Origin of the sequence: Candidatus Protochlamydia phocaeensis (assembly GCF_001545115.1) — a bacterium.
Lineage (GTDB): Bacteria > Chlamydiota > Chlamydiia > Chlamydiales > Parachlamydiaceae > Protochlamydia_A > Protochlamydia_A phocaeensis.
Genome location: NZ_FCNU01000011.1, coordinates 113,222 through 138,624 on the forward strand (window position 1 = coordinate 113,222; position 25,403 = coordinate 138,624).

Consider the following 25,403-nt stretch of genomic DNA (forward strand, 5'->3'; position numbering starts at 1 on the left):
GCTGGATTAAGCTGGGCTGAGAACCAAAGAGGTATTTTTTTGCCATCCGCGCCAGTAGAAACGCCAGGCATAGAGGCATGCCGCCAGCAGCGTATAGACCGAACAGAGAGCAAGCGCCAATTCAATCGATCCGCTTTGCTTGACGACAAAGTGATAAATGGGAATGACCATAAAAAGCCAGATAGAGCATGTGCCTCCCACTAATAGAAAGACTGTATCAGCCGCTGCGGTCAATGCTCCGCTAATGATCAGACGGATTCCTTCTAAATATTTATAGATGACGACGTTGGCCAATCCGAAAATCAATGAAGAGTAGAAAAGCGTACGCTGCTCTTCAGAAGCCGTGCTAAGGAACCAATTGATAAGCGTTTGATTGGTCAACCACAGAACAAGCGCCAGAACAATGGCAAAAAGCGTCATGAGGACAAAGCCTGCATGGACAAATTTGTAGACAGCCTGCGGCTGCTTCGCTCCAATGGCATTGCCTGAAAGAATCGCTACAGCCCGTGAAAGCCCTTCGCCAAAGAAGTTAAATAAGATGAGGACGTTTTGTACAATTCCGGCCACTGTCAGATGCTTTTCCCCCATAGAAGCCATCATTTGATAAAAGATGGCCCATCCGGCCACTTCCAAAATACCGAAAACAGCGCTGGGCAGTCCGATCTTGATGCACTTGCCCAATAAGCTTGGATTCCATCGCCAACAATTTGTTCCAAACTGCTCGCGATTGGAGCGACGGAAAAACAGAACGGCAAGAATGATAATCTGTCCTAAAACAGCTGCATTAGTAGAAATCGCGGATCCTTGGATACCCAGAGAAGGAATCCATTCGCCCCACCCAAAAACCAGCAGACAGCACAAGGAAGTATTGATTAAGTTGCCCATTAAGACAACAAAACTGGTAATTAAGATCTTCTTTTGACCGATAAAGAAACTAGACAAACCGGCAAAAATGACATGGGCAGGACCAAATAAAACCATCCAAAATAGATAAGTGCGCTGCATTTCCCTCTCAGCTTCCGAGCCAAAAAAGAATCCAGGCCCCCATACTGCCGCCGGCCAAAAAATCAGACAAGAAAAAATCCCCAGCCAGATCATCTGCCACACCGGCTGCCCTAGCAGCCGGTAGTGGCCAGCGCCAAAGTTTTGGGCTACAAAGACCTGCCCAATGCTCGCCAAAGCCATCCACCCAGTCAAGAAGGCCCATCCCAAATTCATGGACTCAACAGCTGCATTATGGGCGTCTAAGGAATAATAAGCCAAAATCAGGCGATCGACAAATAACATGGCCATTCCGGAAAGGGAACTAAGCAAGAGCGGAAAAGTCAACGTCCAAAGCTGCCATATGGAACTTTCTTCTTTCTGCATAAAACCTATTTAAGTGATTAAAATTAAAATAAATTATTTATATTTTATTTTTTTTAAACAATTAAATCCACAAAAATTTAAAAAAACGACAAAAAAATTTTAATTAAAAGACAAAATAAACAAGACACAAATTCAAATGAAATATTTAAAAGTACAATTAACGAATAATTGTATTTGTTAAACTCTTTCAATTTCAGACTCTTCATTTTTTCAGATTTAGGGTCTGTTCAACAAATAATCCAACAATTAGGCTGTTCATAGGAATTAATAAAAGAGAAAGATAAAGGAAGGAATCGCATATTCCCTTTTGCTGGCAGAATTAAATAAGCGTAACATTAAGTGTCTCCTCATTTTACTGAAAAACTATTGCAAATGCTTGTATCGCTTGATGTGTTGGAACCCTCGTATCAAAGAATAGATGCGAGGTTTTTTAAGGCAGGCCTTTCCAAAAGCAGTCTTCAGTTGATAGGAATATGAGAAAGATACGTAGGTAATGACTCTTTTAGTAGATTGATAAGAAAGTCATTCAAACGTGATTTAGCTTCTTCCTCCCCTAAATTTTCGTCGGATAATAGATGGACAACCGCTTTTTGCGACCATGTACGTATTAGGTAATTGACAGGCTTATTTTTATACATCTGTTTAGCTTGCGGTAAAAGTGTATATGGTGTGTTTGATTTAAGAAATGGGAAGGATTTTGAACCTACGAATGTATTTCTCATTAAGCCCCCCATCATGGACCAAATTGACAGGGATTCAAGACGAACTTTGGACTTGCCCCAATTTCTGAAAAGAGAACTAAACAAGAGCAGAAAAGTCAATGTCCAAAACTGCCATATAGAACCTTCTTCTTTTTTCATAAATCCATTTAAGGAATTAAAACCAAATCCATATTTTTATATATAAAAATAAACATCATTTAAAATACACATAAATAAATTTAATTATTTTTCAAACACATTAAACACAAAACAGATATTTACTTTTTAATTACTGGTCAATTAATATCCAAACAATGTTTTTATAAAAATCAGGAATAATCATGGGTTTCCATCGTTCTCATTTTTCTAATAATTTCTCTATTTCTGTTACCCCCTCACATCTATCTGAACAAGCAGACAATCAAGCTGTTAAGATAGTTAATTCAAAAAAAAGATCCTATGAAGACACCCATTATCCTCAGTCTTCATCAAAAAAACAAGAAGAGCCGAATTCTTCTAATTTTTTAACCTTAGCACCGGAACTAATCTGTCACATATTTTCTAATTTAGGAGTTAGAGATCTATTGCATTTTGAGAGTGCAACCAAAGCCCATCAAGCACTTACTCAACATGTATGGGCTGATTATAGCAAAAGAGAGTGCCTCCATCATTTCAATTATCCGGAATCTGAAAATGAAACTAATCGACCTTATTCATCTAAATGGAATTATTGGTTAAGCAAAGCTCTGATCCAATATGTAAAAGAAGGCTATCCTTGTCTCTCTTCTCAAAGTTTGCAAACAGCCCAAAAGATCGGGAGATGTTTTAATGGATTGATGCAACGATTTTCCGATTTTAAAGCTTATATTAGCGAAGATCTCTTCCGGATAGGTTCTTCTCAGAAATATGACAGTCAAAATAGGCAAAAAATTATTGAAAGGCTATTTCAAGAAGGAAAATGGAGCGGAGATTATCTATTTGGGGCTCTATTCGAAGCCAGGCAATTAAAAGAGATAAGGGATCGATTTACACCTTCCGCAGATGTGTTAAAACAAGAACAACTAACTCGAGAATATTTTGAAGAAGCCATAAAAATTGGCGGGGCTTATGCTCACCTCTTAGCTTTTTATGCTTTGGGAGAACGCACATCTCCTTCACAAGAACAAGCTTTATCTAAGCAGTTAATAAAAACAAGCGCCTCATATGATACGGAAGGATTAGAATACCTGTTAAAGAGCGACTCTACTTTTGCAACTTTCATTTGCCCTCAAATCGTTGATTTTCCTCACCTTTTAACTAACTTTATGGATGAAGAAATCAATTTAAAGAAATGGCAAGAAGCCGACGAATGGGGTATCAAAACAATTAAGGCTTATGGCAACAATGTTCCGGCAGCTATATGGGCCAAGGTCGGCTTAGTAAAATTCAATTTAGGCAAATACTTAGAAGCCGATGAATGTTATACAAAGGCCATAGTAGCTTTTAAGGACGATACTTCGGCAGATGTATGGGCTAATGCCGGCTTAGTAAAAATTCATTTAGGAAAATGGCTAGAAGCTGATGAATGTTATACAAAAGCCTTAACGGCTTCTGAAAACAATGTTCCGGCAGCTATATGGGCTAATGCCGGCTTAGTAAAAATTCATTTAGGAAAATGGCTAGAAGCTGATGAATATTATATGAAAGCCTTAACAGCTTATGGCAACAATGCTCCAATAGATATATGGATTGGAGCTGGCTTAATAAAAATCTATTTAGGCAAATGGCTAGAATCCGATGAATGTTATACAAAAGCCATAGCAGCTTCTGAAAGCAATATTCCAACAGATGTGTGGAATAATGCCGGCTTAGTAAAAACCAAATTAGAAAAATGGCTAGAAGCCGATGAATGTTATACAAAAGCCATTACAGCTTCTGAAAACAATCTTCCGAAAGATGTGTGGAATAATGCAGGTGTAGTAAAAACCAAATTAGAAAAATGGCAAGAAGCCGATGAATGTTATACAAATGCCTTAACAGCTTTTGGGAAAAATGCTCCGGCAAGTTTATGGGCTAATGCCGGCTTAGTAAAAACCCATTTAAAAAAATGGCAAGAAGCCGATGAATGTTATACGAAAGCCTTAACAGCTTTTGGCAATAATATTCCAGAAGATCTGTGGAATGATATTGGCTTAGTAAAAAGCCATTTGGAAAAATGGCAAGAAGCTGATGAATGTTATACAAAAACCATTACAGCTTTTGGCAATAATATCCCTGCAGTTATATGGGTTCATGCCGGCATAGTAAAATTCAAGTTAGGAAAATGGACAGATACTGATGATTTTTTTACAAAAGCCATTACAGCTTATGGCAACAATGTTCCAGCTGATGTATGGAATGGAGCTGGATTAATAAAAACCAAATTAGAAAAATGGCAAGAAGCCGATGAATGTTATACGAAAGCCTTAACAGCTTATGGCAATAATGTTTCAGAAGAAGTAAAGATTAGTGCCGCTTTGGTAAAAACTAAATTAGAGGAAAAAATACCAGTGAGTACTCCTTAATATTCGAGAATATGTCAGGCAGAGCTAATAAGGTTTGTCAATGTAAAAGCCTGTAAAAAACCTTTTAATAGCTTGATTTCGAGTTCTTTTTCCCTATTAACCTGGGAGGAAATAATCTCAAATTCAAGCTATTATACATTAGTTAACAAACTCTCCATCGCTTTCTTATGACCCCTTTTTACATTCTTTCTTTGATTATTACCTAATTCTTTCCACATCTTATTGGTCTAATTTCTAGACCTTTAATTGAAAAAAATCAATAATTGATTTTAAAATCTATAAAAATATAATTTATCCATTTTCCAAACTAAATTCTTTTCCATTCGTTTATTTACAACTTAATTCTCTTGGATTATTTTACTTCCATTCGTTAGATAAATGATTCTAGTTGAAGGAAGGGACATGATTAGTTTTGCAACGGGAAATATTCTTTATCATCTGGTAGATGATGGAATCGCCAATGCACTAGGAGTGGAAAAGCTGCGCCATGGAACAAGCTTGCCTCATTATATCCGCATTCGCTTATATGGGGGCGATCCTGAAGAAGGTGGGAAAGCAACAGGGTCTACCCACCGCTTTTTTAAAGAGGATACCAGGCATTATTTGTATGTTTTTAAAGATAGCGCGTTTGTCACTCCCTTTTCTTTTTCTGACGGTCCCCCTTCTGTATTCGATTGCCCCTGTGTCCAAAAAAGAGTTCGTCCTGCCTGGCATGCTTTCCTTTCAGGATATAATCTTATTTCCAAAGAAGAAGGAACGCATGAATCTATGCTGCAAATCCTTATAGGCGAAGTCGGCGGTCTCGTTAACACCATTGCGACCCCTACTATTAGCTTTCATTTCAGCAAAATAGATAAAGAACGCTTTGAAGATGATCTCCACTATAACGGGGGAAATTGGGCCTATCGCACAAGCCAAAAAATAGAAAGCTGGCGCATTGGAACAATGGGAGCACTCTTCACGGGCATTAATCGAGGGTGGTTGGACAGGGTGAAAAAAAATCCTTGCAAAGTCCTGACGGGAATTGTCCAACTGACAGGAGCGATTGCCTTAGCGACTTTGGCCTGGGACACAGAAACAGTGTCAAGCCCGAATGTCTTTATCCCCCTGGTTTTAGGCGCCTTGCTCGCTTAATTCCGCATGCGTTATGGATAAATAGACGACGGACAGTGTTTCCTTTTAAAAAATAGATATAGGTGCAATCGATGGATGCCTTTGATTTAAGGAATTGGAGTGGATTCGGGCCTGCCGGAGGAGATTTGGCAGCTCCCGCCATCGTGGATCAAATCAGCATTGATTCAAGGCGGATAGATTCCAATCATGCCCTTTTTGTCGCTTTAAAGGGTGAAAAGCTTGACGGACATCAATATATTGCCCAAGCCGCTCAGGCTGGCGCCAAATTTGCGCTTATCTCTTCTCAATGGAAGCCGACGGAAAATATTCCCGGGCTCACGCTTCTTTCCGTTGCCGATCCCCTGCGTGCTTTTCAAGACATTGTCAAGTCTTATCGGCTGCAGCTTCCCACCAAGATCATCGGCGTATCGGGGTCTTTTGGCAAGACCATGCTAAAAGATTTGCTGTTAATCCTGCTCGGAACGCAAAAGCGGACGGCAGCTTCTCCGGAGAGCTTTAACAGCCAAATTGGCGTCGCTTTAAGCCTGTTAACGCTGAAAAAGGAACATGAAATCGCCATTATAGAAGCCGCTATCTCAAAAAAGCAGGAAATGGATGTGCTGGCCGATCTCATTCGCCCCGATTACACCATTTTGACGCCTATTGGAAAAAAGCATTTGGTCACGCTGCAAGATCTATCTACTTTATCCCAGGAAATTCTCAAGCTGGCCTCAGCGACTGCCCCTCACGGATGGTGCCTTCTGCCAAGCGACCTTCCCTTGCAGCCAGTTTCTTCCTCACCTATTTATACGTGGGACAAAGAGCAGGCGAATCTACCGCATGCCAATCCTCTGCATCCTGAAGTGACCATCCCTGCTTACTACCGCTTATCTTTTCCCGATCAAACGACCTATCAAGGGCAAATCACAACAGGATATTCATATTTCCTCAATCTCATCAACATGGCGGCCAAAGCGGCTTGGCTCAGCGGCATTTCTTCTGCAAATATCCAAAGGGTTTTTCAAGATTATCAGCCAGAGCCAACGCGGACTGAAATCTGGAAATCCCCGCATGGCGCGATCTTTGTCAACGACACCTATTGTTCAGATCCGCAATCGGTAGACCTTGCCTTGCGCCACTTTGACTTTGCCACAACAGAACATCGCAAGATCTTTTTGTTTGGAGGCATGCGAGGAGAGCCAATCCGCGCGCATACAGACTACCGCCGCATTGGCCAAGTTCTTGCAAAAGCCCATATCCGCCACCTCTTTCTTTTTGGGCAAAAAACATTTAAGCCGCTCATTGAAGAAGTGGAGAAGCTATCTCCGGAGACTGAAATTTTAGCTTTTGAGAAAGAGCAAGACGCCCTTCATTATTTGCAAAACCATATCCAAGCACATGACCTGATCCTTATTAAAGGAGATAAAAAGCTGCCGCTTGATGTACTCACAGAAACCTTTAATGATAGCTTGAACAATAATCAATGCGTGATCAATCTAGCCGCCATCCAGACCAATATTGCCCTCATCCGCAAGCAGCTCGCCCCCGATACGCGTCTTATGGTGATTGTCAAAGCGCTTGCGTATGGAACCGATGACGTACGCATGGCTAAATTCCTAGGCTCATGCGGCATTGATATTTTAGGGGTTTCTTACGTCGATGAGGGCGTCTCTTTAAAGCGCGCAGGAGTCACTCAGACGATTTTTGCCATCAATGCGACAAACTATGAAGTGGCCAAAGTCGTCAAATGGGAGTTGGAAGTCGGGGTAAGCTCTGCCGACTTTATTACGGCTTTATCAGAAGAGGCCCAAAAGCAAAATAAGCCCATCCATGTTCACCTGCATGTCAATACCGGCATGGGACGCTTCGGTTGCCGTCCGGAAGAGGCTTTGTCATTGGCTAAATTGATCGTCTCTTCTCCTTATTTGCGCCTAGCCGGTTTAATGACGCATTTTGCTTGCGCTGAAGATCCCGCTGAAGACGCCTTTACTTACCAGCAAATGTCCAGCTTCGATCAAGTCATCCTATCCTTAAAAGACCAAGGCATTTCCGCTCGCTGGACGCATGCCGCCAATTCAAGCGGAGCAATCCGCTTTCCCCAGGCGCAATACAACATGGTGCGCATCGGATTGGCCGTTTATGGCCTTTACGTGTCCGAGGCTGTCAAGAAAGCGCTAGATTTAAGACTGGCTTTAACGTTGACATCCCGCATTGTGGGCATTAATATTTGCAAGCAAGGGGAAACAATCAGTTATGGAAGGCGCTACCGCGTCGAACGCGATGTTCAAAAAATAGCCGTTCTTCCCATTGGCTATTTTGACGGGCTTCACCGCAATTACAGCGGGAAAGCTTATGTCATCATCCGCGGCAAGAAAGCCCCTATGATCGGCAACATTTGCATGGACTATATGATGGTCGATATCACCGACATTCCAGAAGCTGCAGTTGGAGATAAAGTCTTGATTTTTGGCGAGGATGAATTCGGCCAGTACCTGTCGCCCGAAGAGCTGGCTTCAAGCGGAGATTCCATTGTCCATGAGCTCATTACCTGTTTGGGGCCTCGTATCCAGCGGGTGTTCGTTTATGAAGAAGGACGCCAGATCCGCTAAATTTAACTTTAATTGGATATAACGCAAGAAAGGACGCCTCTATGGAAAAAGCACAAAAAGATTATCAGCAGCTCCACGAGCTGGCCAAGCACGCGCGCGTTTTGCAAGGGATTGCTTCTTTGCTGGACTGGGATCAAGAAACATATATGCCGCAAGGTGCAGCGGCCATTCGCGCCGAGCAGCTCAAAACGATGGCCGGCCTAGTCCACCGCGAGAAAACAAGCCGCAAATTTACCAATGCCTTAGCTAAATTGGTGGATATTAAAACCGGCCAAATCCTAGCCAAAGATCTGACATCTGAGCAAGCTGCAGCTGTCAGAGAATGGCGACGGGACTATATTCAAGACACCGCCCTGCCCACCAAGTTTGTGGAAGAATTCGCCAAGCTCACTTCCCAGTCCATTTTAGTCTGGCGCAATGCAAAGAAAGAGAATGCTTTCATGCAATTTGCCCCTTATCTTGATCGCATTGTCAGCATGAATCGCAAAAAAGCTGAATATTTGGGCTACAAAGACCATCCCTATGACGCTCTATTGGACCAGTATGAGCCCGATGTCAAAACGAAAGAAGTCAATCAGCTCTTCAGCCAATTACGCGATGCCTTAACACCTCTTATAAAAAAAATGGCCCACCAGCCAATTGATGACCAATTTTTATTTGGCAATTGGGACCATGCCAAGCAAATGGCTTTCAGCCATCAGATCTTAGAAGCCATGGGCTACGACTTTGATAAAGGCCGCCTCGATTTTTCTTCACATCCTTTTTCCTCTTCGAGTCATCCGACGGACAGCCGCATTACGACACGCATTCATCCCACCTCTTTAATGAGCAACATTTTTGTCATCTTGCACGAAGGCGGACATGCCTTATATGAAATGGGCCTTTCAACAGATCTTTATGGCACCCCATTGGGCGATGCACGCTCTTTAGGCGTTCATGAAAGCCAATCACGCTGGTGGGAAACCCGCATAGGGCTAAGCCGGCCTTTTTGGCAGCACTTTTTGCCTTTGCTAAAAAAAACCTTCAATGGGCAGCTTGAATCCATTACCCTTGATCAGTTTTATCGTGCCATCAATAAAGTCGAGCCTTCTTTTATTCGCGTCGAAGCGGATGAGGTCACTTATCCCCTGCATGTCATTTTACGCTTTGAATTGGAAAAGGCTTTAATTGAAGGTTCCTTATCCGTTCGCGATGTTCCGGAAGCTTGGAATGCCAAAATGAACGAATATCTGGAAATTACGCCTTCAGATAATAGAGAAGGATGTCTGCAAGATATCCATTGGGCAATGGGAGCCTTTGGTTATTTCCCCACTTACACGTTGGGCAATCTCTATGCCGCCCATCTTTTTGATGCCTTTGCTAAAGAGCTGCCAGATTGGGAAAAACGCGTCGCTGCAGGCGAGCTTCTTTTTATTAAGGAATGGCTTCAAGACAAGATTTATCAGCATGGCCGCCGCTTTGCAACGCAAGAGCTTCTCAAGCAAGCAACCGGAAAGGCGTTTAGTGCGGATGCTTATATTACGTATTTAAAAGATAAATATGCGAAAATTTATTCCTTATCTTAAATTCCACTGAATCGCGCTCCTTTTGAAGAATGAGTGTGATTCTCGAAATTGCCGCACACCTCTTTGCAACAGGAAAAAATGCAGAGGAAAAAAATTATAAGGGCTTTGCCAATGGTCATTTTTTTTCTCTGCTTTTAGCGCGGAAGCAAAAGTATAGATTCCAATAAAGACGTTTTGAATACGCCAAAAAAACCTTCCTGAACAATGGCTTTAAAATGATCCAGGCCAAATTCCGCTTGCGCATTTTCAATCGTCCTTAAGGCGCTTAGCATGCGATTGAATCGCTCGGGCAGCATGACGCGCTCTCGAATCAATAAGGCTGGCGCATAGAGCATGAAATTGAGATGATCCCAATCCGCTTCCGTCCATTCTTGCCCGCTCATCAATTTTAAGAAGGTAAAGAGCTCAATGCTATAGGCTTCACCTATATCTATTCCATCTTTGCAAGTTAAGCTGAAAGAATCTGGAGAGACCCAATCAATGACCTTTAGCTGCAAAAAGAGATAAAAGATTTCAATGAAATCCAAGCGATGTTCTCTTAGCAAAACATTTTTATTTGAAAAGAATACGCGATGGATGACTTCAAAGGCTTTATCAATAAACTGCAGCAATTCTTGCCGTGGAATAGAAGAGGGAAAATAAAAGCCCGAATATTCGCTTTGCAAATGCTCCTTAAATTGCTCCATAAAAGTATGGACATGATTGACTTGATGATAAGGAGTCAGTTGATGGTAAAAATCCGTATCCGTAGCCAAGGTAACTACGCATAAGGCATTTGCCATTCCGGGCCGATGCTGCAGATCTTCCAGAGCCGCACAACGGGCATGCTCGCGCCAAGAAGTCCGATCCTGCAAATTAATGAGCAAATGTTTCCTCTCTAGCCCTGGCTGGCTATACCCTCTTAAAAATCCCTTGAACTCTTCGTCAACGATGGCCTTATTAATAAATTCCTGATAAATAGGCGCCGCCAGGCGCAAATGAGAAATACGCCTATCTTGCATATAGAGATCAAAAAGTTGATTAGGGATATTATGCTGTAAAAGCGGATCGAACACATGGAAGGCATTTTCTTCCAGGATCGCCAAAACTTTCAGCAAAGGGCCATTGGGATGCCTTTTCATCAATTTCATCATGGCTGTATAATCGCCTCCCAATCGGCTCGAAATAAGTTTTGACTCTTTTGCAGCCTCAACATGTTCTCTAGAAACCATTTGATGAGATTCATGGACTAATTTATGAATGATGGGAACCATTTCTTCAAGGCCTTGCAAATTGGCATATAAATGGCGGCAGATCGTATGAATAAAATCTAAGAGATCGTGAGCAATGTGATTGTGCTCTTTGGGGGGATAAACCAGCCATTTCTGGTAAGTGCGGTTATGAAGCGCTTCGCGCAAAAATGTTTGAAAATCCTCGAAATACTCGCTGCAGCTCTTAGTGGGATTATGACGCAATAGATTCTGCGCATGAGAGCTGAGAAGCAAAGCCATTAACGCTTTATTCAAAATGACAACCAACTCTTGATTCTTTATCTTCCTTATGTCGTGAAAAAAATGCTGAAAGCGAGAGCCTAAAGCTTTTACAAGCTGCCTTGCACAATTATGAAGGATGCGGTCATGCCAGTGAGCGATTCCTTCCAATGGATCTATTCCTTTTTTTTCCCCAAAGTAATCCCCAAAGTCGCAAACCAATTTAATATTGCGCAAAAGGCGAGGGCTGAAAAAACGCGATCCATCTTCTTTGCGAATAAAGAATAATTCATACTCCGTATCTTTCTTCACTGTTTCTAAATCAACAAAGACATGCTTGGTTTCAGCCAAAGTCTTTGCTCGGCTGGTTGCCGCTTCTATCGATTTTTGCTTTTTCCACTTTCCAAGCGAAAGCCCAAGAATCCATTTTCCTAAAACGCCCTCATCAATCTTACGCGCTATCTTAGACAAATAAAACTCTTGCAATTGCTTATATTCCTTAAATTCAGTCACACTCTTCTTATGCGCCTGGTGGAAAAGATGGGTATACTTATCTAATTTCTTCGCAGCTTCCCCCACCAAAACCATAATGGTCTTAATCCCCTCTATGGTTTTTTGATCGGTGACATAGCCATATTCTTTCCGATAGAACTGGCGCAAATAATGTAAAATAACCCGGAAAATCTCTCGGACAAGATGAACAGTGGAAGAGGCATCAGCCTGATGCAGCCAATGCACTGTTTTGTAATCTATCTTTTCGTCTTGCAAAACAAATTCATGTTGTTGTGCAATTCCAATCTCTCGGTCGAAATCTAAATCTGCAATGCTAGATAGCGTTTCAACCGCTTCAATAATAGAAAGGTTATGATGACCACGGGTTGGCATATGCCCCCCTTTATATTTAATTTCATTCCTATCTACTTTTAATTATTGCAAAGTTTTAATTATTATTAAATTGTTTTTGAAATTTATATTTACATTAGAGAAATAAATACAAAAAAAACAAAAAACATCGATACCATAAATATCGCTTTTTAAGCAATTAGACATAAACAATTTATAATCAATGCCTAGCTAAAAAAACATTTTTGCATGTAAAAAAGGTTGACCAAATAAGGGAGAATGGCGTATAAATCATGACTTAATCTAGTCATTAGGTGATAACCTAATAAGTTGTTTTTCTATACGGAAGAGTGGCAGAGTGGCCGAATGCGTCTGTCTTGAAAACAGAAGTCGGGCAGCCCCCGACCGTGGGTTCGAATCCTACCTCTTCCGTCCCTTTTATCTGATTGACCTCTTTCCCCTACATTTACTTGAGCGGATTCCTTTATAGACTGATGACCTTTCAACTTAAAGGATCGAATCGGCTTGATGTTGTCATTCCACTTCCTTTTCTGCACAAGGCCTGCACAATTTGAAATCGTCTGCTTAGCTATTCAATTTTGCTAGAAGCGCGGAAAAATTTTTAACCTTATTTTTTAATATGACGAAAAATTTTTACCGGTTTATAAATAAAGTATACAAACAGACGATTTCAAATCGTGGACAGTTTCTAAGAGGGTATATTAATCTCTTCTTTTCAAGACCCACTCTTAGCGGTTTTAATACACCCTTTTAGGCAATCATGCTTGATATTGCTATCATCATTCTCTGTGTGTTAATGAATGCCATTTTAGCCAATGCGGAAACAGCCTTTATTGCTGTCAGTATTCCAGCTTTAAGAGAATTGACCAAGAGAGGGAACGAACGCGCTAAGCTATTACTTTTCCTACGAGAGAGGCCTGAAAGGACCTTGTCCGTGATCCAAATTGGAATCACCTTTGTCGCCGCCTTAGCAGCAGCTATTGGAGGATCTGGCGCCGAAGAGTTTCTTACCCCTTGGATAATGTCAAGCTTTGCGGTAGGCGAGACCCTGGCCAGAATACTCTCCTTATTGATTGTGGTTATTCCTTTGACATATGCGAGCGTGGTAATTGGAGAGCTTGTGCCAAAGACGTTTGCTCTCAGAAGGCCTCTATTCTTTGCCTCAGTGTCAGCCCCTTGGCTGCATTTCATCAGCAGGCTTCTAAATCCCTTTGTAACAATTTTTGAATGGTCTACTAAAAAAATTATCCACTTCATTCCCAAGAAGCATGGGAAGGAAGAACCCTTTCTAGAAAGCTCTTTGATAGAATTAGATATTCTTTCTGCGCCCAACAGGCAATATGTCCTTAATATCGTTAAAATAGAGACAACAGTTGTCAAAGAAATTATGGTAAGCTGGCCTGAGGTCACTTATGTAGAAGAAAACCACCCCCTCGAGCTAGTTGAAAATATAATCATTTCATCAGGACATACACGGCTGCCTGTCATCAAAAATAACGAGGTTATGGGAATCATCAACGCAAAAGAGTTCTTGGCCTTTCAAAAAACCGGGCAGCTCAATTGGCTTTCTCTTATCCATGCTCCCCTCAAAATTTCAGACCAAACGCCCCTTTTAACAGCCCTGCGCACTATGCAGGAAAAAAGGGCACATATGGCTATTGTCTATGCCGGAAATAATAAAATCGGCATTGTCACCATGGAAGCCATCTTTGAAGAAATCATCGGGGACATCTATGACGAAGAAGATGAAAATAGACTTAGACAAATATTGAGCGCCATTCAATTCAAGAAGAGTAGCTCATAGCTAGGGTGTGAATTAATTCCGGATAGATGTTTATTCTCGCTAAAGTCTTGCACATCTGTCTTTTTTTCTATAAAATCGCCTTTTTAAAATTCGAACATTTTAATAAGGTATTTATGTCTTTAATTGCTTATTCCATTCCCTTTAACAGAATTCAGGCTTGGCTGGAAAAAGAAAAGGAATTGGGCTCCCCCTTCCCCGATCGCGTGGTATTGGCTACAGCTACACCTCAAGGAGTTCCTAGCAGCCGAATTGTTGCAATTAGAGAGCTAACAGAACAAGGCCTTGTATTTTTTACTCAATTAGGAACTAAGAAGACGCATGAATTAAGAGAGAACCCTTGCGCTTCCATGACTTTATGGCTTGCCTTGCAGCAACGTCAGGTCATTTTAGATGGCAACATTATCTCTCTAACGCAACAAGAAAATGAATCTTTTTGGAAAGCCTTGCCGCAAGAGAGGCAGCTGCGCTTTTCCACATACGCACCTCTATCCGGTCAGCCCATTTCTTCCGCTGCCATCTTAGAAGATGAATTTCAAAAATTAACGAAGACATTTAAAGATCAACCTTTACCTGTATGTAAACACTACTGCGGCTACCGCTTGCTGCCTGAATCGATCTCTTTCTATACCTTAGGCACGCAAAATTTCTCGGAATCCATTAAATACACCCTTCATCATCAGCAATGGAAAGAACAGCTTATCTCTCCTTAGAGATTTCTTAAAACCTATCAGCCTATAGGCGACATGATTTCCTTTTAGGGAAAAGAACGCGGGTTATTAAGTCCATCTCATCTTAAAGTCATTGATTATTAATGACTTTTGGGACTTTTATTGCTAGAAAAAGAACGCTCTTTTACAATATTGATCTAATTCTTATTTCACAAATAAGCACTTATTTATTCCAGATAATCAACAAATTAATTTATTTTAATTGATTAAAAATCAATATGTATGTATAAATAGTTAATAAATTTTAAAGATCCACAAACAAATCAACAAAAAAAACACTCGATTTAATTAAGTTGTTGCAAATCCAAAGATTGAATTGAAATAAAATTCATTTAAATTTGTTTTTTGAATTTGCAAAATTTAATTATTTCTTTTGTTCAGAAAAATCGATGAGGAAAAATGACTGACAAGAGAATTTTTTTTAACCCTTCCCACTCCATTTCTTATTCAAAATTTTTGCATACGTATCGTCATGCTCATCCTTTGAAACAGGAAAAGACAGAAACGATTGTAGACATTGATTTTTTTCGTCGTTCTATCTCTCTTCATTACCATTATGTTTATACTTTTAAAAGGCGCCAGCATAAGGCCTATCGCATCATTTTCTTTGGCTTTGCGCTTTTGTTCTTTATTCTTTCCATTTTCATTTACTTTAAAACAGCAAATTATGCGTGTACATTGTATTTCAGCCAGGGTGATTTGATGAAAAATTGCATAGATGCCCTATGCTTGCTTTTAGCCTTCGCTGCTTTTGGAATGGGTTATACAACGAATCCTGACAAAGAAGCTCTCCGCTTTATTGTCAAAAAGGTGGAAAAGGAGCTTAGAAATCCAGCCAAGCATGTACATATTGAGCTTAATGATTTATTTAAGCATCTGATTTGCGAGCAGATGAACCAACAACCTTTTCTCGTGAATTCAGCAGCTAAATAGCTGCAGTGTTAGCATCCTTAACCCAAATTTGGAATTTTTAAGCCACTTTATCTAATTATTTTGACATTTTACGCCTTAAAACTTAAAAACAACTTTAACATTTTGGTTTAAGGAGGAATAAAATGTCGCATGAATATTTGTTATGGCTCTGTCTCTTTGCTTATGCTGTTCACATTTTTGAAGAGAAGGCTTTGAATTGGCTTTACTGGTCTCGAAATGTGTTAGGACTTAAGACGCTCACATGGGCAGATTTCTATATTGCCAATGGAGTTGTCATTATCACAGGCATTTGTGCAGCTATGGTCGGATGGGTCTTGCCATCTTTTGCCCTTATCATTCCGGCCTTGCAATTGATCAACGGCGTGGGATTTCATATCCTCCCGACATTGGTTCAGCGCCGTTTTTCGCCAGGCATCATTACGGCGATCTTACTGTTTTTGCCGATTTCGATTTGGAGCTTTTATGGAGCCTACCAAGATGGCATCCTAACTGTGCAAGCAACAATCTTATCTTTTATCTTCGCCGGCTTGTTAATGGCAAGCCCTTTTATCTTTATGCAAATTAAAGATCGCCTACATATTCCTTCTGAATAATTTATTCGAGAGATTAGTTCTAACTAAACAGGCTAATCTCTCTCTCTAAGCTTTCGCTTCGTTTGCAACGCTCTCATGCCTTATGGGAGCCGCGTGCTTAGGCGCTTTTTTAGCTGTTGCAGCAGTACGTTTAGGCTTAGCTGCAGCCTTGGCTTGGCCGGCTGGAGAATGATGGGCAGGGCCATGGGAAGCTTTCTGCTTAGAGATCTTTTTAACGGCTTTCTTTGCTGGAGTTGCCGTATGCTTAGCTGTCTCTGTAAATGGCTTAGACATGTCTTTAATCAATTCGCTTCCTGATTTAGGAGCAAATAAAAGGGCTGTTGTGACACCAACCAAACCGCCAGCCACTCCCCCTATCAAGCGGTTTTTAGTCGTCTCTTTCCTTTTCGTTACAATTTTATCCGCTATTTCTTTTGCCTGTTCAGTCCATCCCGTTCTTTTCCTTGGAAGCAAAAGCGTTGTCAATGTGCCCAGAAGACCGGCAGCCATAGCGGCTCCGATCAGCAGATTATTATTTTGCTTTGCCATAACATTATCTCCTTCTTTCAACATTAACTATTCAGAACGCCTACGGCCATAGCCATCTATAATCTTATAGCTATGGCCTGAACTGCTTGTCATGGCTATTATCTCTTGCTATTAATTCCTTTCCAAACGCGCATTCCTAAAGCGGCCCAATCCATAATGTCATTTAAACGGTCTTTTGCTGTATCGGTAAAGTCTTCTCCCTTCTCCTGTACTTGCCCCGATATTTCATCTACAACTTCTCTTGCCAGCTCTAGCCACTTGTTTGTTCGGGATCTGGCCGTTTTAGCAAAAGATTTGCCTTTTTTAGCAATCTCTTCTGCCATATCCTGGGTTCTATCTGAAACATCATTATAAGCATCTGCCAAGTCTTCCCGCAGTTCGCTGCCTGCTTTAGGAGCCAGTAATAAGCCTGCTGTTGCACCCAGAATTCCCCCGACCAATCCGCCGATCAGCAAATCACGGGTTGTTTCTTCTTCTTCCTCTTCTTCTAGGCCAACCCAATTCTTTACTCCGCTCACAATACATTTCGCTTTATCAGCCCAATCGCAAGTTTGCGAACTCATTGATTTGGCCAGAGATTTCCCTCTTTTAGAAACTTGCTGAGCCACATCTTGAGTACGGTCTGAAAGGTCGCAATACATATTGTTAATATCGCCTCTCAACCTTTTTCCCGATTTTGGAGCGGTCAACAAAGCAGCCACTCCTCCTAATAAACTCCCAACAGCCGCACCTACTAAAAATTCTTTAGAATTAATATGGTTCGTCATGGCTTATCTCCTTTTCTTTAGTTTTTGCCATAGGCGAATGCCTAGACCTGCTAATTCAAGAACATCAGCAACAATAACATCCTCTTTATCTGTATGCTTTCTCTCATTTTGCGGAGGAATTAACGCTGGAGCTACTGCCTCTGGTATGGAGGAGGAATGAATCGCTTTTTGTTTAAGCTCTTCGGTCTTATATTCTAAAACCTCTCCTACATTGGCAACCGATTTAAAAAGAGGATCTAAAGATTCCATTTTTTCCTTTAAATCGGCACTTATTTCGTTCGTGTGCTCCACTGCTTTCTTCGCTTCGAAACCAATATCATCTAATTGCTTTCGTGCATCAACAATCAAATGATTGACCTGGCCAAACATAGATCGTAATGCCTTAGTCATCACAATTAAATAAATGACTAAAACAACGAAGGCCGCAGCGATGACAGCAACACTAATTTCAATTATCATGCCAACTCTCCTATCTTGATTTTTGCCTCTTTCATAAGGCAATTTAAGGTGAGAGCGAACGCTATTAATAAGGCCCCAAATCTCACTATGTCGATTTCAAGGTAGAATGTAAATATTTTTTTAACTTTTTCCACTTACTCACCAATTCCTCATTATAATTTTTTCTCAAATTAAAATTCAAACTTACAAGCAAGTCTAAATTTGATTGAATTTTATAAAATCTTCAAAAAGACTTAAAAATAAACACATTAAGAACATATATAAAGTAAACAATAAATAAACAAACAAATTAATACTAAATATATTAAAATATGAAATATAACAGGTAAGCATAATTATGCAAATTACTACACATTCCTCTTCTCCTATTGATTATCGCAGTCCTTCTTCTTCATCTGCAGCAAGTGCACATATGCCTTCGCTATCTTTGGTTACTAAGGTTTCTGTCGTAGCACTCTGTACACTGCTTGGCATAGGGGCTGCTTTTGCAACAGCTTGCACCTTAGGTTTGCCGGTTATTGCCACTCTAGCTATTGGGACTGGAGTCGGGTTAATAACAGGTGCACTTATTCTTTTAATATATGAGCTTTTTTCTCGGTGTTGGAAAAGGAGGAAAGAAGGAGAAAATGCGCCTCTTCCAAGCAATCAAACAGGTCTTTCCAATCTTGCCCCCACCCCTTCTGCTAGTTCTTTATCTGTTACACCCATTCGCGTTCCAGACATTACTGAACCACAATTCCTTATAAATCCTTCCACGCAATCCTCCCTAAACTCTTCTTTAAATTTCATGGCGGAACGCGGAGAGAAAATTGATGAATTAGCAGAACTCTTAGAGAAGCGTTTTCAAGAAAACAATAGCGCTTTAAGTCCAGAAGAACTGGACAACATCTTGGATTTGACGGATCGCGCCCGCGTTAGCCTAGTCCAGCAGGAGCAATATCAAAAGTTTTATCATGGGTTAGTGGCAGCTTTTGGAGAGGAATTGGCTAAACAGGCTCTTGTCTATCCTGGCCTTATTCCTGAAGAAATGAAAGGCTCTTCTTTTATTTTATCTAACCAGCAAATTCAGAACCTAACCGATAAAGTCAAAGCGTTTTTTCACAATCAGCAGGCTCTAGAGCGTATTAAAGGACAAATCGAGAGAGAGTTCGGTTCTAGCAGCTGGGTAGACAGCATTCTGTCTAAGATGAACTTAGCAGACTTTCAGGAAGGACATCGCTTGATGAGTTTAGAAACGGAAGAAAATATCTTGAGATGCTTGAGAGAGGCGCACGCCAAGGACCAGTTTGATCATTTACTTGTTGCGATTAAGGAATCCGCGAGCCGCGACCTTATTTTGGATGAGCGATTGATCGAGAAGAAATTTGATATTACGGCTGTACTAAAGCCTTTAACGCCAAGCGAGCAGCAAGCTAGACGAGATGCCTTGCAGAAAATCATTAACCAAGCCTATCTCAACCGGGAATTAAGGCTTAAATCACATTTAATTTCAGGCCAGGAAGGCGAAGTGAGCGTATTAAAGCATCTAGGCTATTCCATCAACCCGGATTCCCCTTATTATGATAAAGACTTAATTTACCGCACAGTCCAAGAAGTCATAGAGAATCAATTGATCGAAGAACATTATACGAGCCCTCTACAGCTTTTTAAAGAAGCCATTAAATCTTGCAGCCTGAAAGCCCGTTTGAAGGTGGTCGGCCTGACAGATCAAGACAAAGTGCAAAAATTTCAAGCCGCTTATGATTTATATATACGCATTCAAGACGAGCTAAAAGACCTTCACAAGCAATTCAAGATAAGCTTTCCGGAAAGCTTTCCTTTTCAACCTGACTCCATTACCGCTCAAACGATCAAGACTATGATTTTAATTGTTCAAGAGGAAGAGACGCAAAGCAGCATTCGACAATTTTTCTCTAAAAAGAAGATAAAGGAGATTTTTAACGATCCAAGTATACAGGTAGAGAAATTTCGAAGCCTTCTTGAAAACAATCAAGCTAAGTACATCGATCGGGAAGATTTAAAAATAAAGTGGGAAAAAGCGCAGCACATTGACATCATCCAAAAGGATTTGCAGTTTTATACAAAATGGGGAAAAAACATTGTTATTGAGATGATCCAAGGCTATTCGAATGATAATGAGGTCTTGGGAAAAGGCGTATGCTGGGGCCTCTGCCAGCGCATTCGTCTAAAAGCTCAGTCTAATCCTGATATAGCTGTACAAGATCTTGCAGCTGAAATTCAGCTGACAAATGAAGACCGCTATCTTCAAGGCCTTCACTTTTTAAATACGGCTAATCGCGCTGTGCTACCTCGCCATTTGCTTCGCAAGGAAGGCTTTGCAAAAGATAAATGTATCTTAGATTTAGTCTATGATGCCAACGAACCTGACTTGAAAAATTGGTTCAAGAAACAAGAAACGAAGCTTGCGAGCTCCCAGGGCTGGCTGCACATAAGTTTAATCATGGAGAAAGAGGGAACGAGAGCAGGCCATGCGATTTTGATCCGTCAAGATATGCAACGCCAGCATTTTTGGGTCTTCGATCCCAATATGGGATTTTTGCGCTTTGAATCCGAAGGAAAAACAAAAGAAGACGCGCAAGAGGATATGCTAACCTTTATAAAAGAATTAGTTGAGCACATGTATCCTTTCACTTTCAATATAAAAGCTTATCAAATGACTGCGATTTCATCAGCTCCTAAGGCGTATCCCTAAATCCATCCCCCTATATTTGAGATCACTTTCTCCCTAAGAAGCAATTGAGATAGCGGACAATATTGAGTAAATATTGCCCGCTATCCCCTATCGCTTGCTAACCTGAGTTTGGAGTTTTTTTGCCCTTTCGACTGCGTCAAAGCCGCGGAGATGAACAAATGGCAACTGGATATTTTAAAACGGATAAACCCGCAACTAAACGTTTTATTTTTCTTTTAGCGCTTGATTGATCAATCGGCTGATCTCGCTATAGGTCATTTGTTCGACTTGCTTGCCATTGATATAAAGAGTTGGCGTTGTAAGCTCGCCATGCATAAGAGCAAGGCCTGCCTCAGTATTTTTTTCTACTTGGGAGCGATATAGCCCTTGCTTAAGCCCTTCTTTCAACTCATCAATGCGAATGGCAGGATGGGCTTCCTTAGCCCATTTTTCTAAATTGGCAGGCGTTGCCCAATCCTCCGATTCGGAAGGTTGATGAGAATAGAGGTAATTGATATAGGAAAAAAACAAGTCGTGGTTTGGACGGTTTCCCTTTTGGTTAAACACGCATAAGCATGCAATAGCAGCAGGCATGGATCCTGGCACAAAAGAGACCGGTATAATTGTATAGCGAACTTGATGAGTATCAATAAAGTCTTTCTTTAACAAAGGAAAGATCATTGTTGTAAATTGCTTGCAATCCGGGCATTTCGGCTCTTCAAAAATAATGAGTTGAACGGGAGCTTCTGCGTCTCCAAGCGTAGGCTGTCCTTGAGCTAAGCGGTTTAAATCCCCGGCAGAAGCGATTTGATGCTGTAAAAAGCTCCCCGTCAAAAAAGCGCTGATAAGGATCAAGAAGAATATAGAAATTTTAGAAGTAAAAAGTTTCATTGATTTTCCTTTCGCTTAAAAATAGACTCGAATTAAACGACAGTTGAGGGGCCGTTAACAATTTTTCCATGATATTTTTTTGAATAGCCATTACTTAGAGTGCTTCATGAATTTCTTTTTTTTATCTTCCGGCAAGTGGATGAGAATTCTTTTAATTATTGCTTGCTTATTTTTTTGGGCAGCAAGTTATAGACTTAGCAATGAGCCAACTTGGGATTACGCCCTGCTTTTTCTATTGACCGGATCTTGCAGTTTGATTATCGCCATTGATCCCAAGCGCTTATGGCCATTATTAATTTGCACAAATCTGTTTCTAATAGGAGTCATCATTAAATTGCTATTTGATGCAAATCAGCCTCTTATAGCTCCAGAAAATGCCTTTTGGATCTTGATTGGCTGTATATGGCTCATTCTTTACAGCTTCTACTTATATCACTCTTATCAAATTTATCTGCATGATATTGGCCGGCATTTTGCTTTTGAAACAGCCGACGAGGCTATCAGATATACGATCATATCCTCTGAGAAAAAGACATTAATGGAGCTCTCTAATCAAACCCCCTTGCTCATCGTTTTTTTAAGATATATAGGCTGCCCTTTTTGCCGTCAAACCCTCAGGCACATGATGAGGCAAAGAGAAGCGTTAGAAAAGAGAGGCTATCAAATTATCTTTATTCATATGGACAACGAACAAGAAGCAAAGTCTTTTTTTAAAAGATATGGCTTAGAGGATTTCTTAACGATTTCGGATCCTGATCGCCATTTATACTATGCCTTTGGGCTAGAACGCCATACTCTTTTACAATTATTTCATCCTTATGTGGGAAAAGAATGGATTAAATCGCTTTGGACCAACGGCTCCGGGGCCATTCATTCCGATCCCTTTCAAATGCCTGGCATGTTTGTGCTTTATAAAGGGCGGATCACTTATTTTTATCGCCCTGATTATGTTAGCGAACAGCCTGATTATCAAGACCTGCTTAGTATGAGCGAGGCCAATCAAAAGCTAACTGAATTCACTCAAAACTTTCAACGTTAAGAGGGTTTTGTTGCATTCGACAACAGTCTCTAACTGTACATTTATCTCTGCTTTTCTTAAACTCTTTCATACTCTCACCTTATACAAACTTGATAGAAATCGCCATTAAAAGAGGTTGCATGATCGTTGATTCTCTCAGCCGCTGCCAGCGCTATTTTAAGATTCATCCAGGATTTGAGGAGGCTTTTCAATTTTTAATCCAAGCTTCCCGCACTCAAACATTTCATCCTTCTCGAACAGAAATCGCAGGAAAACAGCTCATTGCCATTTTCGAACAGGTACAGGGTAAGTCTCGCCAAGGAGCGGTATTAGAAGCTCATCGGCAATATATTGATATCCAATATACTTTTTCGGGGTTTGAAGAAATCGGTTGGAAACCGCTGGAAGAATGCCAACAAATCAAACAAGATTATCAATCAGACAAGGATATTGCCTTCTTCTCCGATGCCCCATCTTTATGGATCCCTCTTCCTGCAACCACTTTTGCCATCTTCTTTCCCGAAGATGCCCATGCGCCATTAGCGGCTATGGGTTCCGCAAACAAAATTATTATGAAAGTGGCTGTCCCGGAATAAAAAGAATAGAAGGAAAAAAATGAATTTAGATGAACGTTTAAAAGCAATCCGCTTGCTTGTTTTGGACATCGATGGCACATTGACAGACGGAGGCATGTACTATTCGGCTGAAGGGGATACGCTTAAGCGATTTTTTGTTCAAGATGGCATGGGCCTCACTTTATTGCAGCGAGCGGGTATTGAAATAGCTTTTATGACTAGCGAACTTTCCCCTATTGTGTCCGCAAGAGCTAAAAAATTAAAAGTTAAGCATGTCATTTTAGGCTGCCAAGCAAAAAGGCAAGCACTGGAAGAGTTGGCCGAAAAATTAGCGTTGTCTTTGGAACAGATTGCCTATATGGGCGATGATGTCAATGATGAAGCTCCCATGCTGATTGCCGGTTTCCGCGCTTGCCCTAGTAATGCCGTGCCTCTTATTCTTGCCATTGCTGATTATGTATGCGAAAAAGCAGGTGGCCAGGGGGCTGTGCGTGAAGTCGCTGAAATGATTTTAAAGGCTCAAAATCATTCAAATACCCTTCCGGTTGTTTGGTGATCTAATAAGAGGATGTCTTAAAGCCGCTAATGGGTTTTTAATGCATCCGCGGGTAAAATTCATGCGTGCGTATCAAGGCGTCTTTTGATTGGGCGGATTGGTTTTAATTGAGGAGGCTGGCCATGAATATCAATATTCCATCTAACTGGCTTTTTCCTTCTTCTTTAGAAGAAGCCAGCGAGATCCAACAACATCTCGCCGATCGCGTGCGTTTGGTAGATGATTTTGGTACAGTGGATCTGCTGGGAGGAATGGATGTTAGCAATAATTTGCAGGATCCCAAGCAAATGGTCTATGCCAGTGCAGTCTTAATTGATAAAGAATCGCTCAAATTGCAAGCTCAGGCCTCTGCCGCTCAGCAACAAACATTTCCCTATATACCCGGCTTTTTAGCTTTCAGGGAAACACCCGCTCTAATTGAGGCTTTTCAAAAGCTCCCTAAACGCCCTTCTATTATCTTAGTCGATGGACATGGCATCAGCCATCCGCGCCGTCTAGGCATAGCCAGCCATATAGGCGTCTTACTTGATATTCCAACAATTGGAGTGGCTAAATCCATCTTGGTCGGAAAGCCGGAAGGAATATTAGGGGAAGCGGTTGGAAGCCATGTTCCCTTAATATGGAAAAAACAACCGATTGCAACCATCTTGCGTACCAAAAGAAATTGCAATCCGCTTATTATTTCAGCAGGCCATCGGATAACGCTCGAAACAGCTATTGAAATTGTCATGCACAGCCTAGCCGGCTATCGGCTTCCTGAACCTACAAGGCAGGCCCATATAGCAGCTAACGCGCGTCGGCGCTTATCTTAATTCATCAAGCATCAATCAGGCTAATTTAGGAAATTTTATGTCTCTTAAAAGTCTTTGGAAAAAAGAATACTCTCAGCAAGGCATTCCCTCTTCTTACAAAACGCAACCCAGTCAAGCCGTGATCCACTTTATGCAATTTTTGGAAGAGCAACATAAAACCGCAGGCCCCATCTTAGATTTAGGCTGTGGAAAAGGGCGCAACTCTCTCTATTTTGCTGAAAAGGGCTTTGATACTTTCAGCATTGATTTGCTGCCTGAGAATAGTCTATTTATTCAAGAATTGGCCTCAAAATTAAAATTACCTCTTAAAGCCTACTGCCAATCAGTAACAGATCCTTTACCTTTCGCAGCCAAAACATTTGAATCAGCTATTGATATTTTCTGCTATAAACATCAGACGGACGAGCAACAGCGCTTTCAATATAGGCAAGAACTTCATCGAGTTTTAAAAGATGATGGGTTTTACCTTTTGAGCCTAGCTTCTTATGAAGATGGGTTTTATGGTCCTCTAAGGCAAGACCTCAGCAAGACCTATGGAACGATCATCGATCCTTTTACCTCCATTCCCTCCGTCATCTTTTCCAAAGAAGATATCGAACAGGAATTTCAGCCGCTTTTCAACATTGTCGGGTTTACTCAGCGAGAATCGACCAGCCACATGCATGGCCAGCTTTATCCGCGCGTTATTTTGGAATTTATTATGCAAAAAGCAAATTAGAATTTATTCAGCAAAAGAACAAGTCTTTAATTGTCCTTTCTGAAGTTTCAAGGCCAAAGTAAATCTATTAAAATTTTTTAAGGGATGTTACTTATTA

At 41.0% G+C, this 25,403-nt stretch carries 21 protein-coding genes and 1 tRNA gene; 15 read left to right on the forward strand and 7 right to left on the reverse strand.

The window, feature by feature from the left end:
• Nucleotides 1–6 precede the first annotated feature (6 nt).
• Nucleotides 7–1,368, reverse strand: a complete 1,362-nt coding sequence (locus tag BN3769_RS04245) for an MATE family efflux transporter (RefSeq protein ID WP_068467922.1) — start codon at nt 1,366–1,368, stop codon at nt 7–9.
• A 458-nt stretch (nt 1,369–1,826) separates the two neighbouring features.
• Nucleotides 1,827–2,228 (reverse strand): hypothetical protein, encoded by a 402-nt coding sequence (locus tag BN3769_RS04250; protein WP_068467924.1) that lies wholly within the window; start codon nt 2,226–2,228, stop codon nt 1,827–1,829.
• A gap of 884 nt (nt 2,229–3,112) precedes the next feature.
• Between BN3769_RS04250 and BN3769_RS04255 the strand changes: the two genes are divergently transcribed.
• From BN3769_RS04255 to BN3769_RS04270, 4 genes are all read left to right on the forward strand, one after another.
• Nucleotides 3,113–4,612, forward strand: coding sequence for a tetratricopeptide repeat protein (locus BN3769_RS04255; protein WP_195155547.1), 1,500 nt, complete (start codon nt 3,113–3,115; stop codon nt 4,610–4,612).
• Between the two features lie 402 nt (nt 4,613–5,014).
• Nucleotides 5,015–5,746, forward strand: coding sequence for a hypothetical protein (locus tag BN3769_RS04260; RefSeq protein WP_068467930.1), 732 nt, complete (start codon nt 5,015–5,017; stop codon nt 5,744–5,746).
• 71 nt (nt 5,747–5,817) lie between these two features.
• Nucleotides 5,818–8,334: a bifunctional UDP-N-acetylmuramoyl-tripeptide:D-alanyl-D-alanine ligase/alanine racemase gene (locus BN3769_RS04265; RefSeq protein WP_068467932.1), complete on the forward strand. Its 2,517-nt coding sequence runs from the start codon at nt 5,818–5,820 to the stop codon at nt 8,332–8,334.
• A gap of 41 nt (nt 8,335–8,375) precedes the next feature.
• Nucleotides 8,376–9,899: a carboxypeptidase M32 gene (locus BN3769_RS04270; RefSeq protein ID WP_068467934.1), complete on the forward strand. Its 1,524-nt coding sequence runs from the start codon at nt 8,376–8,378 to the stop codon at nt 9,897–9,899.
• A gap of 134 nt (nt 9,900–10,033) precedes the next feature.
• Here BN3769_RS04270 and BN3769_RS04275 read toward each other — a convergent pair whose 3' ends face one another.
• Nucleotides 10,034–12,253, reverse strand: a complete 2,220-nt coding sequence (locus BN3769_RS04275; protein WP_068467936.1) for a hypothetical protein — start codon at nt 12,251–12,253, stop codon at nt 10,034–10,036.
• A gap of 302 nt (nt 12,254–12,555) precedes the next feature.
• On the opposite strand from BN3769_RS04275, the gene BN3769_RS04280 reads away from it, so the two are divergent.
• The 5 genes from BN3769_RS04280 (at nt 12,556) to BN3769_RS04300 (ending at nt 16,290) form a co-directional block, all read left to right on the forward strand.
• Nucleotides 12,556–12,643: transfer RNA gene (locus tag BN3769_RS04280), tRNA-Ser, on the forward strand.
• A gap of 349 nt (nt 12,644–12,992) precedes the next feature.
• Nucleotides 12,993–14,036, forward strand: a complete 1,044-nt coding sequence (locus BN3769_RS04285; RefSeq protein WP_068467938.1) for a hemolysin family protein — start codon at nt 12,993–12,995, stop codon at nt 14,034–14,036.
• A 113-nt stretch (nt 14,037–14,149) separates the two neighbouring features.
• Nucleotides 14,150–14,746, forward strand: a complete 597-nt coding sequence (locus BN3769_RS04290; RefSeq protein WP_228840612.1) for a pyridoxine/pyridoxamine 5'-phosphate oxidase — start codon at nt 14,150–14,152, stop codon at nt 14,744–14,746.
• A 417-nt stretch (nt 14,747–15,163) separates the two neighbouring features.
• Nucleotides 15,164–15,697 carry a hypothetical protein gene (locus BN3769_RS04295; RefSeq protein WP_068467940.1) on the forward strand — a complete coding sequence of 178 codons (534 nt, stop codon included), beginning with the start codon at nt 15,164–15,166 and terminating at the stop codon, nt 15,695–15,697.
• 122 nt (nt 15,698–15,819) lie between these two features.
• The gene (locus BN3769_RS04300) at nt 15,820–16,290 is read left to right on the forward strand and encodes an HXXEE domain-containing protein (RefSeq protein ID WP_068467942.1); all 471 of its coding nucleotides are present in this window, start codon (nt 15,820–15,822) and stop codon (nt 16,288–16,290) included.
• Between the two features lie 45 nt (nt 16,291–16,335).
• On the opposite strand, the gene BN3769_RS04305 is transcribed toward BN3769_RS04300, so the two are convergent.
• From BN3769_RS04305 to BN3769_RS04315, 3 genes are all read right to left on the reverse strand, one after another.
• Complete coding sequence (locus BN3769_RS04305; RefSeq protein WP_195155548.1) at nt 16,336–16,818, reverse strand: YtxH domain-containing protein; 483 nt, start codon at nt 16,816–16,818, stop codon at nt 16,336–16,338.
• 98 nt (nt 16,819–16,916) lie between these two features.
• Nucleotides 16,917–17,585, reverse strand: a complete 669-nt coding sequence (locus BN3769_RS04310; protein ID WP_068467946.1) for a YtxH domain-containing protein — start codon at nt 17,583–17,585, stop codon at nt 16,917–16,919.
• A gap of 3 nt (nt 17,586–17,588) precedes the next feature.
• Nucleotides 17,589–18,044, reverse strand: coding sequence for a DUF948 domain-containing protein (locus BN3769_RS04315; protein WP_068467947.1), 456 nt, complete (start codon nt 18,042–18,044; stop codon nt 17,589–17,591).
• A 337-nt stretch (nt 18,045–18,381) separates the two neighbouring features.
• Here BN3769_RS04315 and BN3769_RS04320 point away from each other — a divergent pair, with 337 nt between their 5' ends.
• Nucleotides 18,382–20,757, forward strand: coding sequence for a hypothetical protein (locus BN3769_RS04320; RefSeq protein ID WP_068467948.1), 2,376 nt, complete (start codon nt 18,382–18,384; stop codon nt 20,755–20,757).
• A gap of 204 nt (nt 20,758–20,961) precedes the next feature.
• Here BN3769_RS04320 and BN3769_RS04325 read toward each other — a convergent pair whose 3' ends face one another.
• Nucleotides 20,962–21,627, reverse strand: coding sequence for a DsbA family protein (locus BN3769_RS04325; RefSeq protein ID WP_068467949.1), 666 nt, complete (start codon nt 21,625–21,627; stop codon nt 20,962–20,964).
• 106 nt (nt 21,628–21,733) lie between these two features.
• Here BN3769_RS04325 and BN3769_RS04330 point away from each other — a divergent pair, with 106 nt between their 5' ends.
• The 5 genes from BN3769_RS04330 (at nt 21,734) to BN3769_RS04350 (ending at nt 25,306) form a co-directional block, all read left to right on the forward strand.
• Complete coding sequence (locus tag BN3769_RS04330; RefSeq protein WP_068467950.1) at nt 21,734–22,666, forward strand: SelL-related redox protein; 933 nt, start codon at nt 21,734–21,736, stop codon at nt 22,664–22,666.
• A 119-nt stretch (nt 22,667–22,785) separates the two neighbouring features.
• A complete protein-coding gene (locus tag BN3769_RS04335; RefSeq protein ID WP_068467953.1) occupies nt 22,786–23,241 on the forward strand; it encodes a NanQ anomerase/TabA/YiaL family protein in 456 nt (151 codons plus the stop codon).
• Between the two features lie 19 nt (nt 23,242–23,260).
• On the forward strand, nt 23,261–23,776 hold the full coding sequence (locus BN3769_RS04340; protein ID WP_068467955.1) for a KdsC family phosphatase: 516 nt from the start codon (nt 23,261–23,263) through the stop codon (nt 23,774–23,776).
• Nucleotides 23,777–23,898: 122 nt separating this feature from the next.
• Nucleotides 23,899–24,588 carry a deoxyribonuclease V gene (gene nfi / locus BN3769_RS04345; RefSeq protein WP_068467957.1) on the forward strand — a complete coding sequence of 230 codons (690 nt, stop codon included), beginning with the start codon at nt 23,899–23,901 and terminating at the stop codon, nt 24,586–24,588.
• 37 nt (nt 24,589–24,625) lie between these two features.
• Nucleotides 24,626–25,306 (forward strand): class I SAM-dependent methyltransferase, encoded by a 681-nt coding sequence (locus BN3769_RS04350; RefSeq protein ID WP_068467959.1) that lies wholly within the window; start codon nt 24,626–24,628, stop codon nt 25,304–25,306.
• The last annotated feature ends 97 nt before the right edge of the window (nt 25,307–25,403 follow it).

What these genes read in the sequence shown, in the direction of transcription:
- BN3769_RS04265 (WP_068467932.1), top strand. Translation starts at nt 5,818, where the DNA reads ATGGATGCCTTTGATTTAAGGAATTGGAGTGGATTCGGGCCTGCCGGA.
- BN3769_RS04325 (WP_068467949.1), bottom strand. Translation starts at nt 21,627, where the DNA reads ATGAAACTTTTTACTTCTAAAATTTCTATATTCTTCTTGATCCTTATC.
- BN3769_RS04295 (WP_068467940.1), top strand. Translation starts at nt 15,164, where the DNA reads ATGACTGACAAGAGAATTTTTTTTAACCCTTCCCACTCCATTTCTTAT.
- BN3769_RS04330 (WP_068467950.1), top strand. Translation starts at nt 21,734, where the DNA reads ATGAATTTCTTTTTTTTATCTTCCGGCAAGTGGATGAGAATTCTTTTA.
- BN3769_RS04290 (WP_228840612.1), top strand. Translation starts at nt 14,150, where the DNA reads ATGTCTTTAATTGCTTATTCCATTCCCTTTAACAGAATTCAGGCTTGG.
- BN3769_RS04320 (WP_068467948.1), top strand. Translation starts at nt 18,382, where the DNA reads ATGCAAATTACTACACATTCCTCTTCTCCTATTGATTATCGCAGTCCT.
- BN3769_RS04340 (WP_068467955.1), top strand. Translation starts at nt 23,261, where the DNA reads ATGAATTTAGATGAACGTTTAAAAGCAATCCGCTTGCTTGTTTTGGAC.
- BN3769_RS04300 (WP_068467942.1), top strand. Translation starts at nt 15,820, where the DNA reads ATGTCGCATGAATATTTGTTATGGCTCTGTCTCTTTGCTTATGCTGTT.
- BN3769_RS04275 (WP_068467936.1), bottom strand. Translation starts at nt 12,253, where the DNA reads ATGCCAACCCGTGGTCATCATAACCTTTCTATTATTGAAGCGGTTGAA.
- BN3769_RS04310 (WP_068467946.1), bottom strand. Translation starts at nt 17,585, where the DNA reads ATGACGAACCATATTAATTCTAAAGAATTTTTAGTAGGTGCGGCTGTT.
- BN3769_RS04245 (WP_068467922.1), bottom strand. Translation starts at nt 1,368, where the DNA reads ATGCAGAAAGAAGAAAGTTCCATATGGCAGCTTTGGACGTTGACTTTT.
- BN3769_RS04335 (WP_068467953.1), top strand. Translation starts at nt 22,786, where the DNA reads ATGATCGTTGATTCTCTCAGCCGCTGCCAGCGCTATTTTAAGATTCAT.
- BN3769_RS04350 (WP_068467959.1), top strand. Translation starts at nt 24,626, where the DNA reads ATGTCTCTTAAAAGTCTTTGGAAAAAAGAATACTCTCAGCAAGGCATT.
- BN3769_RS04260 (WP_068467930.1), top strand. Translation starts at nt 5,015, where the DNA reads ATGATTAGTTTTGCAACGGGAAATATTCTTTATCATCTGGTAGATGAT.
- nfi (WP_068467957.1), top strand. Translation starts at nt 23,899, where the DNA reads ATGAATATCAATATTCCATCTAACTGGCTTTTTCCTTCTTCTTTAGAA.
- BN3769_RS04305 (WP_195155548.1), bottom strand. Translation starts at nt 16,818, where the DNA reads ATGGCAAAGCAAAATAATAATCTGCTGATCGGAGCCGCTATGGCTGCC.
- BN3769_RS04285 (WP_068467938.1), top strand. Translation starts at nt 12,993, where the DNA reads ATGCTTGATATTGCTATCATCATTCTCTGTGTGTTAATGAATGCCATT.
- BN3769_RS04315 (WP_068467947.1), bottom strand. Translation starts at nt 18,044, where the DNA reads ATGATAATTGAAATTAGTGTTGCTGTCATCGCTGCGGCCTTCGTTGTT.
- BN3769_RS04270 (WP_068467934.1), top strand. Translation starts at nt 8,376, where the DNA reads ATGGAAAAAGCACAAAAAGATTATCAGCAGCTCCACGAGCTGGCCAAG.
- BN3769_RS04250 (WP_068467924.1), bottom strand. Translation starts at nt 2,228, where the DNA reads ATGAAAAAAGAAGAAGGTTCTATATGGCAGTTTTGGACATTGACTTTT.